Origin of the sequence: Parahoeflea alexandrii (assembly GCF_027214025.1) — a bacterium.
Taxonomy (GTDB): Bacteria; Pseudomonadota; Alphaproteobacteria; order Rhizobiales; family Rhizobiaceae; genus Hoeflea; species Hoeflea alexandrii_A.
The window spans coordinates 27,016-42,037 of record NZ_JAPWHB010000009.1; the positions used below are offsets into that span (position 1 = coordinate 27,016).

Annotated in this window: 10 protein-coding genes and 1 tRNA gene; 4 read left to right on the forward strand and 7 right to left on the reverse strand. The window is 63.2% G+C overall.

What is annotated here, in order from left to right; genetic code table 11:
* Positions 1-18 precede the first annotated feature (18 nt).
* Positions 19-1,881 (reverse strand): hypothetical protein, encoded by a 1,863-nt coding sequence (locus O4H62_RS23855; protein ID WP_269391384.1) that lies wholly within the window; start codon positions 1,879-1,881, stop codon positions 19-21.
* Positions 1,874-2,860 (reverse strand): Gfo/Idh/MocA family oxidoreductase, encoded by a 987-nt coding sequence (locus tag O4H62_RS23860; protein ID WP_269391385.1) that lies wholly within the window; start codon positions 2,858-2,860, stop codon positions 1,874-1,876. Before O4H62_RS23860 ends, O4H62_RS23855 begins: the two co-directional genes overlap by 8 nt.
* A gap of 151 nt (positions 2,861-3,011) precedes the next feature.
* Between O4H62_RS23860 and O4H62_RS23865 the strand changes: the two genes are divergently transcribed.
* The gene (locus tag O4H62_RS23865; protein ID WP_269391386.1) at positions 3,012-3,941 is read left to right on the forward strand and encodes a hypothetical protein; all 930 of its coding nucleotides are present in this window, start codon (positions 3,012-3,014) and stop codon (positions 3,939-3,941) included.
* On the opposite strand, the gene O4H62_RS23870 is transcribed toward O4H62_RS23865, so the two are convergent.
* Together O4H62_RS23870 and O4H62_RS23875 are read right to left on the reverse strand one after the other, a co-directional pair.
* Positions 3,932-4,900, reverse strand: a complete 969-nt coding sequence (locus tag O4H62_RS23870) for a hypothetical protein (protein ID WP_269391387.1) — start codon at positions 4,898-4,900, stop codon at positions 3,932-3,934. The two genes, O4H62_RS23865 and O4H62_RS23870, sit on opposite strands and share 10 nt — an antisense overlap.
* An 86-nt stretch (positions 4,901-4,986) precedes the next feature.
* The gene (locus O4H62_RS23875; protein WP_269391388.1) at positions 4,987-6,285 is read right to left on the reverse strand and encodes a DUF2793 domain-containing protein; all 1,299 of its coding nucleotides are present in this window, start codon (positions 6,283-6,285) and stop codon (positions 4,987-4,989) included.
* A 203-nt stretch (positions 6,286-6,488) separates the two neighbouring features.
* Here O4H62_RS23875 and O4H62_RS23880 point away from each other — a divergent pair, with 203 nt between their 5' ends.
* Positions 6,489-7,976: a hypothetical protein gene (locus O4H62_RS23880; RefSeq protein ID WP_269391389.1), complete on the forward strand. Its 1,488-nt coding sequence runs from the start codon at positions 6,489-6,491 to the stop codon at positions 7,974-7,976.
* Positions 7,977-8,042: 66 nt separating this feature from the next.
* Here the strand turns inward: O4H62_RS23880 and O4H62_RS23885 are convergent, their stop codons facing one another.
* Positions 8,043-9,188: a glycosyltransferase family 4 protein gene (locus tag O4H62_RS23885; RefSeq protein WP_269391390.1), complete on the reverse strand. Its 1,146-nt coding sequence runs from the start codon at positions 9,186-9,188 to the stop codon at positions 8,043-8,045.
* A 310-nt stretch (positions 9,189-9,498) separates the two neighbouring features.
* On the opposite strand from O4H62_RS23885, the gene lepA reads away from it, so the two are divergent.
* Positions 9,499-11,307 (forward strand): translation elongation factor 4, encoded by a 1,809-nt coding sequence (gene lepA / locus O4H62_RS23890; protein WP_269391391.1) that lies wholly within the window; start codon positions 9,499-9,501, stop codon positions 11,305-11,307.
* A gap of 109 nt (positions 11,308-11,416) precedes the next feature.
* Here the strand turns inward: lepA and O4H62_RS23895 are convergent, their stop codons facing one another.
* Positions 11,417-12,358 carry a DMT family transporter gene (locus tag O4H62_RS23895; protein WP_269391392.1) on the reverse strand — a complete coding sequence of 314 codons (942 nt, stop codon included), beginning with the start codon at positions 12,356-12,358 and terminating at the stop codon, positions 11,417-11,419.
* Positions 12,359-12,609: 251 nt separating this feature from the next.
* Between O4H62_RS23895 and O4H62_RS23900 the strand changes: the two genes are divergently transcribed.
* Positions 12,610-12,696: transfer RNA gene (locus O4H62_RS23900), tRNA-Leu, on the forward strand.
* Between the two features lie 345 nt (positions 12,697-13,041).
* On the opposite strand, the gene O4H62_RS23905 is transcribed toward O4H62_RS23900, so the two are convergent.
* Positions 13,042-14,979, reverse strand: a complete 1,938-nt coding sequence (locus tag O4H62_RS23905; RefSeq protein ID WP_269391393.1) for an FAD-binding monooxygenase — start codon at positions 14,977-14,979, stop codon at positions 13,042-13,044.
* Positions 14,980-15,022 lie beyond the last annotated feature (43 nt).

Sequence of the window (15,022 nt, forward strand, 5' to 3'; positions counted from 1 at the left end):
TTCCGATGATTTTCAAGGCTAAACTGAACCTTTCAGCTCGTGGTCCGCAAGAGCGTGCAACAGCCTTGCAATTCTGAGCGCGCTACGCCCGTCCGACGGTTTATTAAACCCTTTCATACCGGTCGGCAAGAGTTCCAGAGCCCGGCTGCGGAGACCATTTTCGTCGAGCATCGAGGGAAGAATCTGCGGCAGCCGGTCGGCTGAAAAGCACCCCAGCGCCAGCCCGTGACTGACGAAATCGAGCGGCGCGCGCTTGTTGGAAAAATCGCAGACAAGCGTCGGTGTTCCGAGCAGCGCGGCGTTGACAATGATATTCGACAGAACACAGACGAGCAGGTCGGCGGTGTGCAGCAGCGCATCGAGATCGCAACGCTCGACCAGCGTCACCCGCTCGGTCAAGCCGAGCCTGAAGAGGAAGTTCCTGAAATACTCGGCCGAATCCGCCGGGTGCAGCTTGAGCACAATCGTGACGTTCCCGATCCCGGCCAGGGTTTCGAGGACCGGCTGCAATTCTTCTTCCGGGCGCTGCAACGCTTCGGTGGCGACGACGACCAGCGGTGAACGGCCGTCCCATTCGGGTACGATGCCATCCCTAACGCGAGCGATATCCTGATCCTTGCTGCGCCCGAGCGAGACGTCGTAGTTCACGGAGCCGACCGACTGGACGGCGCTTTCCTCAAAGCCGAGCGCGATCACGTGGTCGCGCAGCTGATCGCCATAGACCAGGTGGGTCGTGGCCGGGAAATAGTCGCAGTCCGGCCGATCGCCCAGCAGCGCCGGCCAGTAGCCGCAGTCGGGAATGCCCTTCTGCTTCAGCCAGGAGAGCGCGAGGCCGGAAATGGGCGTGCCCTCGTTGATCAGCAGGCCGGCGCCGATCGGCGCGACATCGTGATGATAGCTCTCCAGCATCGCGGTTGCCGTGGCATGCAGCAGCAGCCAAAGCGGCAGATCCCCTTTCAGCGAACGGGCGAGGCGAGCGATATCGGGATCAACCGCATCCTTGCCGGCAAGAGCGCCCAACTGCGCAAAACAGGCTCGTGCGAATGCGATCCATTTCGGGCGCAGCAAGGTCGGCGACAGTTCGACCGGGCACAGGCAAGCAACGCCTTTGGCGGCTGCGAGCGCGTGGATGGTGCGGTTCGGCGTGAGGATCAACGCATCCCGACCTTGCGTTCGCAGCTGTTCGGCCACGGCGAATGCGGATGGCGAGTTGATCGCCGCCACCCCTTCCTGCACGGCGATCAGGACATGGGATTTTTCAGATGCCCTTGTATCGATCGCTCCAGCCGTCTGGTCGGCATCCGCATCCGCTCCGGCCGGAGCCGCAGCAGATGGCCGCAGCCGCCGCGTCAGCTTGGAGGTCATGGCCCCGGTGACGAACTTCACGCGGCGCCAGAAAACACGCAGCCTTTCGCCCAGGGAGCTTACCCGCCAGATCGTTGCAGGCATGGTTGAAAAGGGTCTTGTCGAGCGCGACGGGAAGATGACCATCGTCGGCCGGGCTGGGTCGGCAAGCAGTGCATCAAGCTGCAGAAACTGGTGCGACCGGTCGGCGATCGAATGGTAATAGGGCTGCAGCAAGCTCCGCAGCTCGCCATGCAGGCAGGCCATGAAGTCGTCCGCCTGCTGATAGGACTGCCGCCAGGCCCGGTTGTAGGCCTCGCCCCCCAGGGCGCTGCGCCAGTTCTCGATGCGCCGGTTGCCGCCGATTTCCGCAGCGTCGAACTCATCAACGAAGGTGACGACGCGCCCCGCGGGATGGCTGGTCCCGAAGGCACGGGCCTTTTCGAGAAGCCGGTCCCGCGCCGCCGGGGACAGCCGGGCAATTGCGCAAATGAGGTGTGCGGGCGGTTGGTTATCCCGCCCGGCCGTTTCAGCCATGAGTGGTTCTCGCGTAGCCGCCGATACGCTCGGCAAGGCCGACCAGGTCGATCGCGCTGTCAAGATCGCACAACCGCGTGTCCGCGGCGCCGCTCAGCCAGGCCTCGTGCTGGCGATAGAGCCCCGGCTTGAAGCGCTGGTCGAGATCATCGTCGAGCGGGATTTCGTTGACGGCGACCGAGCCCTTGTCGGTGACGTGCAGCTTCTCCAGCGGCCTGAAGATATAGCGGCGCGACGGGGTCAGCCATTCGAAGCCCCAGCGGCCAGGCGCATCCCAGTTTGCAGCATAGCTGAACGGCACGCCTTCGACCGTCACTCCAGAACCGGCAAATTGCGCCGTCGGGTGCCAGTCCAGCTCTCCCGAGGCGATGAACTGGCTGCGCACCGCATCGGGCAAACCCACGGGCAGGAAGGCGGTGTCGATGACGTGCATGCTGTTGGCCAGGATCCACCGCGCCTTGGTGGCCTCGGACTGGTTGGTCAGCGTGCGGATGATGTGCGACCACTCGGTGAATTCGAAATTGATGCTGGTGACCTTCTCGCCGCTCTCGGCAATCAGCGCCAGCGCCTTGGCCACGGAGCCGTAGTAGCGGCGGTTGTATCCGACCACCAGGCGTGCACCGGCTTTAGCCGCTGCGGCCTTCATTTGCTCGCCTTCCTGACCGTAAAGAACGGCCGGCTTTTCAATCATGATCTCGCGCACGCCTGCTTCGATGGCGTTGACCGTCTCGGCGGCAAGGCGCTCGACCGGCGCCGCAACGACGAGATGGCTGGGGGCGAATGTCTCGATCGCATCGCCAAGCGTTCCGGCGAAGAAATCCGCGCCCAGTTCCTCGACGGCGTCCTTGTTGCGCGCACTCGGAGCGCATACCGCGACCGCGCCGACACCAAGCCCCTGCAGCGCCGCGACATGGGCCCGGCCCATCTCTCCGGCTCCGGCGACGAGAACGCGGTGTTCGTTATTGGGGGACGTGGGCATGAAACAGTTCCTTTTTCTCTAAGCCACATACATGGTATCAGGGCATGGCTCACCGGGCTCGAATTCGCGACCTTGTGCCATGCATACAGTGTATATTGCACGCTTTTTTTGCGAGAAATCGCCCCTCATTTTGACAAAGGTGAAGGCTCCGATGGAAGTGAGATCTCTGCAAACCGATAGTTTTTACGGCTACGACAGGACAGCCGGAAAATTTTCGGACGGTGACGAGATTGGCGAACTCGTCCTGCAGGTCAAGCCTGCCATGCAGGCGCTGATCGAGCGGTATGACCTGGCCGATAGATCCATGATATCCATCGGCGCGGGCCGGGCTCACGAGGAATTCCATTTCCTCGAAGCCGGGTGCAAGGTCGACCTCCTGGACTTGCTGGACCCGGTGATCGATCCGCTTGCGGACAGCATTCGCCAGCGTATCGATGCCGGGCAAAGCCCGACCGAAACGTCGCTGAACTACATCATCAGCGATCTTTATCTGTTTCTGGAAGATGCCGTGACTTTCAGCCAGGCTAAATACGATGTCAGCTATATTTCCAGCTTTGCACCGGATGAGCTCGATCGCGAGGCTATTCAGCTTTCCTATCGCCGCCGGCGCACCAAAGCGGAAGCCTATGCCAGCTACCAGTCCTGGCCGGAGGGGATGCCGCCGTTTCAACAGGCGATCATGGATGTCGGCCAGTTGGTAAAAGACGGCGGGCTGTTCCTGCTTCAATCCTATCGCGGTGGTGTCAACATCCAGGAGAACCCGCATTACGGCCAACTGGTCCGGGACCAGCTCGCGCGCAACGATCTTTACCTCCTCGAGATCCACTATTTTACGCAGTCACCCAGCATTCTCCTGATTGCCGCCGTAAAAGGGAAAGATCAGCATCAGACTTGGATGGAACGCCTGGCGTCAAAACCCGGCCTGCCTGAGTTTCACGGGCGCTATCCCGATCCGGACATGCGGCGCGATATCAGCCGCTGGGAACCGGAAGCCGAAAAAGACGCCACGCCTGCGGAGGAAACAGAGGTCGAAACGGCTCCACCCCGCAAGACACGGTCTCCGAAGAACGCTCAGGTGTAGCGGAAGGGCTTTCCAATGCCGGCTTTTTCAAGACACTCATGCAAAAGGCGATGCGCCGTCAGGATCGTTGACAGGTCGGGGAGCTCGATTTCCGCTTCCGCCCAAAGCCCCGATACATGGTCCATCGGGAGATAATCCATGACGCCGCTTTCGATCACCTCGTAGTCCGCGCCACACCGATAGGGTGGCAATGTGGATTCGGGTTTCCGGACTGCCAGTTCCCATTCAAGCGTCCGCTCGTTGATGATCGCGGAGAAATTTTCCCCGGTGATCATCACCAGCGGGGCGACGCTGGAGGTGGGCACGCAGACATTCCGCATCATCCCGCGTTGGTTGCGAAGTTCGAATGTGCCGCCATAGTCCACGAAACGGTCGCCACGGCCGCTGCGGATGGTCGGTTCGAACAGTTCCACGCCACTCACATGTGTCGGAAGGTCTCCGGTCAGATAGAGGAACAGATCCATATGGTGGATGCCATTGCCGCCAATCCCGTAGGCTCCGCCATGAACGCTCATATGGATCTTCTCGGCAGTATCGCAGATGGCCTTCAGCCGGTGGAAAGGCGCCCAGGCTCGGCGGGTGAAATTCCCCGAGACCTGCGCGTCCGACATGCCTTTTCGGGCAAACAGACCGGCATAGGCTTCAACCTCGTCGGGATCGGAGGACAGGGGTTTTTCCAGCAGAACCCGTTCAGCCTGCGCCAAGTCCAGGAAACGCCCGACATTGCCAAAGCGCAAGTCCGCATGTTCGGTGAAAATCGCGGCTTGATAGGAGCCGGCGCCGGCCTCGACACGCTCGACAAGACCTTTATCCAGGCTGTTCCGCTCGAGATCCGCTGCCAGCGCTTCATGGGCGGCATCGCTGGGATCGAAACAGTCAACATGGTAGCCCTTGCGAACAAGACCGACGACATGGCGCCTTCCCATGATGCCCAGTGCCGATACATATGCTCGTTTCATTTCAGACCCCGTCGTGTTGATGCTTTTGACATGTCCGGCTCACGGACCGACCGATGCGGCCTTCATGCCGAGGCAAACCCTCCGCGTCAATAATATTCCTCGACCATGACAGCACCGGGCGCGCCGCTGCCACCCGCACGCGTGCCGGCTCCGGGCAAGGCTTCGCCACCGCCACCGCCGCCGCCATAGTTGCTTCCGTTCCGGGCCGGGTAGCCTCCGGCTCCGCCACCTCCACCGCCGCCCAGAAGGGCAGCACCGCCGTTTCCGCCGGCGATAGTGGCGGCCGATGCGAAGGAGCCGGAAATCCCCCATCCGCCCTGCAAATTGAGATCGCCGCCGACGCCTCCACCGAGAGTTCCACCGGCTCCGCCGGAGCTCGGCCCAGCATAGGCGCCGCCGCCGCCGCCGGTGGCGGAACAGTGCCCGCCAAAATGAGAGGCCGTGCCCGGACCTCCGGACGCGCCGCTTCCGCCGCTTCCGCCGCCGCCGACCGTGACCGCGACTGACGGCATTGCGGACACGTCGATCATCTTGATGCAGGCGCCTCCTGCCCCGCCGCCACCGCCGCCGCCAGTGGATGCCGCTCCACTGGCGCAACCGCCGCCACCACCACCGCCACCCTGCACGGTGACCTTGATGCGGACACAGCCGGACGGCCGCGTCCATGTTCCTGAACTGGTGAAGACCTGCAGGGTGGGAGGTTGACTTCCGGCGCCAATCCCGCTCACGCCGGATGGAAAGCTGACGATCCCGGTTGCATTGTCGATGACAAGGGATTCGTTCCAGCTCGCGCCATCGGCGCTGACCTTGAGATGATAAAGATCGTCGCCGGCAAGCCCCATTTCCGCCCTGCCGGAAAAGCCGTTCTGCATCAGCACGGAAGCCGTGTCGCCAACTCCGGCCTTGTTGATGATGAGCCGATGGCCGGCCCCTTCATGGCTGAACAGGCTCGCCGGACTGGCTACACACAACCGGTTGGTCGTGTCGGCCGTGGAATTTATCCCGACCAGACCACCGGTTGCCGGGTTGAGAATGCCTCCAGCTCCGCCACCCAAAGCACTCCATAGCGCGCCGTCCCACACCACGAGTGCAGCTTCGTCGGCCACCCAGCATCGCCATCCCTCTTGCGGCGTGTAAAACTCCCAGGCCCCGTTCTGGAAGGCCGCGATCAGGTTGTCCTTGCCTGTCCAGGCGCCGGAAGCCGGGTCTGCAACGATGTAACAATCGCCCTCATCGGGTGCTCCGGGAGGGCTCGCCAGATCGCGATCGATGGCAGACAGTTGCGCAATCACGTCCAGGCTTTGCAGCGCCTGATTGTGGGTTACATGCTTGAGCGCCTGGGCGGGCATGATGTAGGGCAAGGACAGTTTCGGGGTGGTATCCATGTCGTTTCATCCTGTCTGGTGGTGTGAAAACAGACGTCCATTTTACAACCGTGGCACCGCGCGTGGATGAAATGGGTTTGTCGGCGAGCCGTTTCCTTGCTAGTCGTCGATCGTCAAGCACCCCGGAACCGCTTTGAAACGATCGCGGCAATGCTCCAGAAATCACCATGACAGCGCACGCGGACCCATTGCCGGATGAAAAATTGTCCAGGCTGGACAAGGTGTTGCTGGACATTCCGCGTTCCACCGACGTGACCACGTGGCGGATCGACGGCCTGGACCTCTGGCCGCTGTTTGTCACCGTGATCGCCGGCCTGGCCTTGCACATCGATATCGGATACCGGCGTGGACGCATCCGCGTTGGAAGCCGGGCCTGGCAGGCGGCCATCCACGCGGATTACAGGCTTCGCCCGCTGCTCGCCAGGCTGTTCGGGCACCGGCATGCAGCCCCAGGGGAGTTGTTCGGGGACCCGCTGTCCGGCACCAACCTGCTGGTTGGCACGAAGAACCACGGTCGCAGGGTCGGTGACTATCACGTCATCCCGCCGCTGGATGTGCCGTCCCTGGCCTTGCGTACCGCAGGTCAGGACACCGTGCAATGGCTCATTGATGCCGACCTCGATGATCCCGTCCTGGCCCGGCTGATCCAGCAGCCGGCAAGCGGCATCGCGGCCATGATGCGGGAAATTCAGGCGGACGCGCTTTGCGCCCAACAAAGCCTCGGGCGTCTTGAGACCCTGCCGGGTCTGCGCACCTCGCTTGCGCGCACCGGTGCGCTGCTGCAGCTTAAGCCGGATTTCCTGATGATGTGGTTTGCCCGCCAGGTCGATCTGATGCTGTCCGCCCACCGGTCTTTTGGCGAGATCTTCGACCGGCAGGGCCATCCGAAGACCCTGATTATCGTCGCAGGAGGCTACTGGTGGTCCGCCGGGCTTTCGGCGGCAGCCCGTGAACGCGGAACCGTGGTTGTCGAGATCGAGCATGGCGCCGAACGCCCCTGCGCGCTGACGGCACAAGGGCAGTTGCATCATTTTTCCCGGTTCAACACAGCTCCCGAAGCTCTGGTCTCCTGGTCCGTCCAGGACCGCAATGACCCGCGTTTCCTGCCACTTGGTCCAGTGGGAAATCTGCTTCCGGCATTGGCCAAAGCCCGCCCCGCGCTGGACGGGACGATTCGAGCCCAGGAAGAGGCGCTGGCCAGACGGGCAGAACCGTTTCGGCGCGAAGTGCTGATCTCGTCCGACGATGCCAACGCCGATGCGTGGATTGCCGGCATCGTCAACAAGCTGCCGGAAGATGTGTTCTGCTGGATTCGCCGTCACCCCGCCGAGCGAGACCGGCCGTTGCCCGACGCCGGCACGCTGGATCCGCGCCGCTGCGACATCGACCTGGCATCCGGCGTCCTGTTGCCGCTGCTGCTGGCGCGTGTCGATGCGCATTTTACCCGGTTTTCCGCGGTCACGCTCGAGGCCGCGGCCATGGGCGTTCCTACCTTGGCGACCCAGCCCTATGCGGCGGCCCTGTTCGCCTCGCACGTGCCTGCGGATCTGTTCACCCTCATAGACCCGCAAACGGATGTTGCCCGCGAGTTGGCCGGGCTCAAGCCACGCCGGGAGAGGGGCGAGCCCCTGCCGGGCCACTCCGGCGACGAACTCGCCGGTTTCATCCAATCGCTTACCGCGACCGGGTAATCGAAGACCTTATGCTCGTCGCCATCCAGGGTCTTTGATTTGCCCAACGGACATCGCCGGGGGGATTCACTCCGGCCCGGCCACCTCCCGGTAAACCTCAAGCGTCTGCCGCCCGATAGGCTCGTTGGCATAAAGCTCTTCGGCGAGCTTTCGCCCTGCGGTTCCCAGCCGGTGCCGCAAGGCGGCGTCACCGCACAGTGACGCCAGCGCCGCGGCGAGTGGTTCCGGTTGGCGCGCCGGAACGATAAGGCCGTTGACGCCGTCCTGAACGGCCTGACGGCAACCGGGAACATCGGTGGTCACGATCGGCTTGCCGCTGGCCATGGCCTCAAGCAGCACCTTGGGGAGGCCTTCACGATAGGAAGGAAGGCAGGCTATATGGCTGTTCGCAAGCACAGCCGCGATGTCGGTGCGGTGACCGAGCCATTCGGCGACCCCTTCCTCTGCCCAGCGCTTCAGCTCGTCCTCGCCGATCGTGCCGCGATTGTGCGGGTCCGGCGCGCCGACAAGCTGCATCCGGACAGCGACCCCGTCGCGTTTCAGGATCCGGGCTGCCTCGACGAATTCGCGAACCCCCTTGTCGATCAGCATGCGCGCGACCAAGACCACCACCGGAGGGCCTTCCGGTTCGGGACGGACACTGAACTCATCGATATCCACACCGGCGCCGGGGATGAGCCGCGCATCGTTGCGCCGGATCGTGCCGCTTTCGACGAGGGCTTTCAGGTCGTCGGAATTCTCGAACACCACCTTGCTGCCGGCAGGATTGAGAGACGCCTTCAGGGCCAGAAAGAGAAGCGGTTTCAGTATTTGCGCCCGCAATGCCGAGGAGGAGAAGAAGTAGCCCATGCCGACCGGGGCATTGACGATCCGACTGATCCCAAGCGACCGGGCCGCCAGCGCCCCCAGAACGATTGGCTTGAGCGCGACATTGTGAACGATCGACGGGCGGTGGCGCTTGAAGATCGCCCGGACGGCAAGAAAATCCTTGATCGCCGCAAAGGGATTGAGGCCACGCCGGTCGATCGGCACGGATTCGAATTCGAACCCCATGTCCCTGATCCTGGCCGCCGACCCATTGTCACGTGCAACGATGATGCACCTGTACCCGGCTTGCCGGGCCAGACGGGCCCGGTCGAGAAAATGGGACAGGAAAAACCAGTCTTCGGACACAAAGAGGATCAGCCGAGGCTTGTTGTCATCTGACTGCATCAAATCTCTCTGTTTTCTGCGCCGCCTAGCGCAAGTGGCTCGTTCCCCGGCTCCGCGCCTGTATAGCCGCGGCCCGCCAATTTGCAAACGGGCATGGCCGGTGCAATTGAGCCCCCTGAAGCGCACCGCCCCTTCGGAACCGACCGGCGCGCCGCAAGGAAGCGGATTGCTGCAAATACCGGGATCAATTGCCGCAGCGCCCATCTTCTGCAGTAATGGCATCCGTCAAGCGAGATTTTTGCAACTGGATCAATGTCTCGAATCTGTTTCCGCGATTGCGTTTTTCCACCGGACTGCTAAATCGCCAGCTATGACAAACACGCCCCTTTCCCATATTCGCAATTTTTCGATCGTCGCCCACATCGACCACGGCAAGTCGACGCTGGCGGACCGGCTGATCCAGACCTGTGGCGGCCTCGCCGACCGGGAGATGAGCCAGCAGGTTCTCGATTCCATGGATATCGAGAAGGAGCGGGGCATCACCATCAAGGCCCAGACGGTGCGCCTGCACTACACCGCCAAGGATGGCGAAAACTATGTGCTCAACCTGATCGACACGCCGGGCCATGTCGACTTCGCCTACGAGGTGTCGCGGTCGCTCAGGGCCTGCGAAGGCTCGCTGCTGGTGGTCGACGCCTCCCAGGGCGTCGAGGCGCAGACGCTGGCCAATGTCTATGCCGCGCTCGACGCCGACCACGAGATCGTGCCGGTTCTGAACAAGATCGACCTGCCGGCGGCCGAACCCGACCGGATCAAGGAACAGATCGAGGAAGTCATCGGGCTTGACGCGTCGGACGCAGTGATGATCTCGGCTAAGACGGGCTTGGGCATTCCCGACGTGCTGGAAGCCATCGTCACGCGCCTGCCGGCGCCCAAGGGCGGCACCGTCAAGGATCCGCTCAAGGCGATGCTGGTCGACAGCTGGTACGACACCTATCTCGGCGTCATCGTGCTGGTGCGCATCATCGACGGGGAAATGAAGAAGGGCCAGCAGATCCGGCTGATGGGCACCGACGCGCGCTACACGGTCGAGCGGATCGGCGTGATCACGCCCAAGCTGGTGGCGACCGAGTCGCTCGGTCCGGGCGAGATCGGCTTCATCACCGCCTCGATCAAGGAAGTCGCCGACACCCGCGTCGGCGACACCATCACCGAAGAGCGCAGGCCGACAGCAGCGGCGCTGCCCGGCTTCAAGCCGGCGCAACCGGTGGTGTTCTGCGGGCTGTTCCCGGTCGATGCGGCGGATTTCGAGGATCTGCGCGCCGCCATGGGCAAGCTGAGGCTCAATGACGCCTCGTTCTCGTTCGAGATGGAAACTTCCGCCGCACTTGGTTTCGGCTTCCGCTGCGGCTTCCTCGGGCTGCTGCACCTCGAGATCATCCAGGAGCGGCTTGAACGCGAATTCAATCTCGACCTGATCGCCACGGCGCCGTCCGTTGTCTACCGGATGAACATGACCAATGGCGATGTGATCGAGCTGCACAACCCGGCCGACATGCCGGACGTGGTCCGGATCAAGTCGATCGAGGAGCCGTGGATCAAGGCGACAATCCTGACGCCGGACGAGTATCTCGGCGCCATCCTGAAACTCTGTCAGGACCGCCGCGGCATCCAGACCGATCTCTCCTATGTCGGCAAGCGGGCAATGGTGACCTATGCGCTGCCGCTGAACGAGGTGGTGTTCGATTTCTACGACCGGCTGAAATCCATCTCCAAGGGCTATGCCAGCTTCGACTACCAGATCACCGGCTACCAGGAGGGCGACCTGGTCAGGATGTCGATCCTGGTCAATGACGAGCCGGTGGACGCGCTGTCGATGCTGGTGCACCGGACGGCTGCGGAAAAGCGCGGCCGCGCCATGTGCGAGAAGCTGAAAGAGCTGATCCCGCGGCACATGTTCAAGATCCCGATCCAGGCGGCGATCGGCGGCAAGGTGGTGGCGCGCGAGACGATCTCGGCAATGCGCAAGGACGTGACCGCCAAGTGCTACGGCGGCGACGCCACCCGCAAGCGCAAGCTTCTCGACAAGCAGAAGGCCGGCAAGAAGCGGATGCGCCAGTTCGGCAAGGTCGACATCCCGCAGGAAGCCTTCATCGAGGCCCTGAAGATCGGCGACTGAGGCCTTGCAGCTTCGCCCGGCTTGACCTTCGCCTGGCTTGACCGGCAGACATTGCCCCGAACGCGACCCCTCATGCCTTGCTGCATGGGAGGCGTTCTGTCCTGTCCGGTCAATTCGGCAGCGGCAGCGCCGTGCGGCGGCTCATGTGCCATTGCCAGAGAATGTGGCCGACCAGTGCTAAAAACACCATGCCGCCGCCGACAAGCGTGCGGGGCGCGGGGACTTCGGCATGGATCAGCCAGACCCAGATAGGCCCCAGGACCGGCTCCATGGTGGAAATCAGCGCCGCCAGTGCCGAAGGGATCAGCCGCGCGCCGGTGGCGAACATCGCCATGCCGAGCCCGAGGTTGAAGGCGCCGAACAGGAACAGCAGGCCATAATCGCGGGCGCTGACGATCAGTCCCGATGACAGCGCCACGCCGACCAGGGTGCCGATGATCACCCCGAGGCAGACCGCCGGCGTCATGCGCACGCCGGAGAAGCGCCGGGTGATCACCGTGGCCGCGGCAAACACCACCGCGATCACCAGCGCCAGCCCGTCGCCGATGAACGACACGTTGGCGGCAAACGAATCGGACACCATGACGCCGATGCCGGCTATCACCGCCAGGATCGCCGCCCAGGTGACGCGATCGACCGCTTCGCGCAGAAAGACGACGCCGAGCAGCGCCGCGATCAGCGGCACGCCGGCCTGCATCAAGAGGATGTTGGCGACGCTGGTGTAGCCGAGCGCCACCACGAAGGAGATGGAGGCGGTGGCGAAACAGAGCGCCACGCCGATGCCGGGCAGTCCCATTGTGCGAAACAGCTTGACCGTACCCGCCGGGCCGTCGCGCCAGAGCATGAAGCCAATGAGGAACAGGGCTGCGAAGAACGACCGCCAGGCAATGATCGTCCAGGGATCGCCGACATCGAGCCCGCGGGCAATGGCGCCGCCGAAACTCCAGACCAGCGCGGCGCCGAAAACCAGCAGCACGCCATTCCTGGCGTCCGCGGCACCTGGCAGCGGGGACGTGGGGGGTGCAGCGGTGGCGGCGGTTCCAGAATCCATCGAAAATCCTTAGTCAGCCCGGCAATGTTTGAAAAGCCGGGCAGCGCGACATTTCGGGGCGCGAACAGACTGGCGAGCCGCGCCAGACCTGCCGCAGGGTCGCTGTCCGGCAAACCGTTCCTGCACGGGTGGCGGAAAATCACCCGAAAAGCAGCAATCGGTCCGCAGGCCGAAACAAAAACGAGATAAATGCGATAGCCGTGCATTCAGGCGTTGACACGGCCACGCGCAACCCCTAAATCGGCCCGCATGCCCAGATGGCGGAATTGGTAGACGCGCCAGCTTCAGGTGCTGGTACTGGCAACGGTGTGGAGGTTCGAGTCCTCTTCTGGGCACCACTAATTGGTGCTAACGCATTAAAAAGCCGTCGTAATCTGAAACAGATTGCGGCGGCTTTTTGTTTGTGTGCCCTGGTTGGGCGCCAGCTGGCCGGCATCGGACGCCGCGATGGAGCGGAACGCTCATGCTTCATAGCGCAATCACCCTTTTCCATGATCATCGCGCCGGAACTTGTGGTCCGGCGGCCCTTGCGGCGCGACCAGGATCGCCTTGGGTTTGCTCGGGGATCGCAGATGCGATGTCGGCTATCATTTCCGTGACCGCGGACCGTTTGCCGGGGCTATGGGATGCAAGCGGGCAAGGCGGCCGCGGCATGGATCTGGCTACCAACTCCGCCGTGCCGCTCAGTCCGCGTCGATCCGGGGAGCCTGCTCCAGCATGAAACCGTCAAAGAAAGTCTTGAGCGCATCATGGGCATCGATCGGCAGGACATGGGCGACATACTGGTCGGGGCGGACGATCACCAGGCAGCCCTCGCCCCGGTCGATGCCGCGGGCATCGAAGATGTCCGGCCCGTGCTTGAGATCGGAGCAGAACGTCTTCTCGTAGTCGACGAGGCCGAGCCTGCCCTTTTGCGGCTTCAAGAAAGCCGGCAGCGCTTCAAGCGCAAGCTCGTGCGGGGCCTGCTGGAAGATCGCGCGGACATCGAAGACAGCATCCACGTCCTGGTCCGGGCGGGTGAAGCGGCGCACGGGGGATGCGGGATCTTCGGAGAGGAAGCAGCACAGGCGGGCAATGGCGGAATCAGCCGATGACGGATCCTCGCCGGGGCAGAAGGCAAAAAGCCGCCACCGCGTGTCCGCCTCGATGACATGGCCGAGCTCGACAGGCTTGGCGTCAGCAAGACGGATGACCGGCGCCGAATGGAAGCGGGCGCCGATCTCGAAGCCCCGGGCAAGCGATTGCCATTGAGTGCTGCCGGTCAGCTGCGATACCTCGTATTTCACCGACATCCCGGCGGTGTAGCGGCCATGCTGGATGAAGTAGCGCTGGAACCGGGGCGCCTGGCCATTCTCGCCATCGCCCGCCTCGGGCGGCTCGCTCATGATGCGCGACCACTCCCGGTCGAAGTCGATCAGATCCTGCGCCACCGCCTGCCGTTCGGCGGAATAGCTGTGCAGGATGTCGGCGGGACAGAGCCCCCGCAGCACCGAGGCCAGTTTCCAGCCGAGATTGAACCCGTCACCCATCGACACATTCATGCCCTGGCCCGCCTTCGGGCTGTGGGTGTGGCAGGCGTCGCCGCAGATGAAGACATGCGGTAGGCGGGCGCCAACCTCGCTCTCGGGTACATCGTCGAACTTGTCGGTCAGGCGCTGGCCGATCTCGTAGACCGACCACCAGACCACCTGCTTCACGTCGATCGAATAGGGGCGGAAGATGCGTTGCGCGGCGGCGACCAGATGGTCGACGGTGATGTTGCGGGCGGCGACGCGTTCGCCGGATTTGAGCTTGTCGAGCTCGATGTAGAGCCGGACCAGATAGCCGCCTTCGCGCGGGATGACGATGATGTTGCCCTCGCCGGCGGACTGGATCAGGGTCTTGCAGCGGATATCCGGGAAGTCCGTGACGGCGAGGACATCCATGACCCCCCAGGCCTGGTTGGCGGAATCGCCTTCAAGTTCGCGGCCGATGGCCTTGCGCACGGCGCTGCGGGCGCCGTCGCAGCCGACGACGTAGCGCGCCTTGAGCTCGACCGTCTCGCCTTCACGGCCGGGATCGAGCCTTTCGAGCGTTGCCGTCACCGGGTAGTCGCCGGCAGCCGGATCGACGGTCAATCCCGCAAGCTGGAGGGAATAATCGGGTTCGAGCCGGGAGGGCGAATTGCGCATCACCTCGAGATACATGTCGTGCACGCGGGCCTGGTTGAGAATCATGTGCGGCATCTCGGAAAGACCATCCTCGACATCCTGGATGCGGCCGTTGCGGACAATGTTCTCCGGCGCCCGGGGGTCCGGCTTCCAGAATGTCGTCTCGTTGACCCAGTAGCCCTGCCTGAGGATCTTCTCGGCGAAACCGAAGGCATTGAACATTTCCATCGAACGGCAGGAAATGCCGTCAGCCTGGCCCTTGTCCATCGGGCCCGGCCGGCGCTCGACGAGCCGTGTTTTAATCTCCGGGAAGGCAGCAAGCTGGGCGGCGAGCGTCAGGCCGGCCGGGCCGGAGCCGACGATCAGCACATCCACCGGCGCGTTGAAATCCTGAACGGTAGCCGGCCGGCCGGCAGCGGCTTCCGACACTTCGGGATCGCCGGGGCGAAATCCGTCGAGATGGTACTGCATGATCGCTCCTCCAAATTAATATGTTGACTTATTATTATCCCGG

Bases quoted from the DNA above. Each gene is read 5' to 3' on its own strand.
- O4H62_RS23865 (WP_269391386.1), top strand. From the start codon at position 3,012: ATGGAAGTGAGATCTCTGCAAACCGATAGTTTTTACGGCTACGACAGG.
- O4H62_RS23875 (WP_269391388.1), bottom strand. From the start codon at position 6,285: ATGGATACCACCCCGAAACTGTCCTTGCCCTACATCATGCCCGCCCAG.
- lepA (WP_269391391.1), top strand. From the start codon at position 9,499: ATGACAAACACGCCCCTTTCCCATATTCGCAATTTTTCGATCGTCGCC.
- O4H62_RS23860 (WP_269391385.1), bottom strand. From the start codon at position 2,860: ATGCCCACGTCCCCCAATAACGAACACCGCGTTCTCGTCGCCGGAGCC.
- O4H62_RS23855 (WP_269391384.1), bottom strand. From the start codon at position 1,881: ATGGCTGAAACGGCCGGGCGGGATAACCAACCGCCCGCACACCTCATT.
- O4H62_RS23895 (WP_269391392.1), bottom strand. From the start codon at position 12,358: ATGGATTCTGGAACCGCCGCCACCGCTGCACCCCCCACGTCCCCGCTG.
- O4H62_RS23905 (WP_269391393.1), bottom strand. From the start codon at position 14,979: ATGCAGTACCATCTCGACGGATTTCGCCCCGGCGATCCCGAAGTGTCG.
- O4H62_RS23885 (WP_269391390.1), bottom strand. From the start codon at position 9,188: ATGCAGTCAGATGACAACAAGCCTCGGCTGATCCTCTTTGTGTCCGAA.
- O4H62_RS23870 (WP_269391387.1), bottom strand. From the start codon at position 4,900: ATGAAACGAGCATATGTATCGGCACTGGGCATCATGGGAAGGCGCCAT.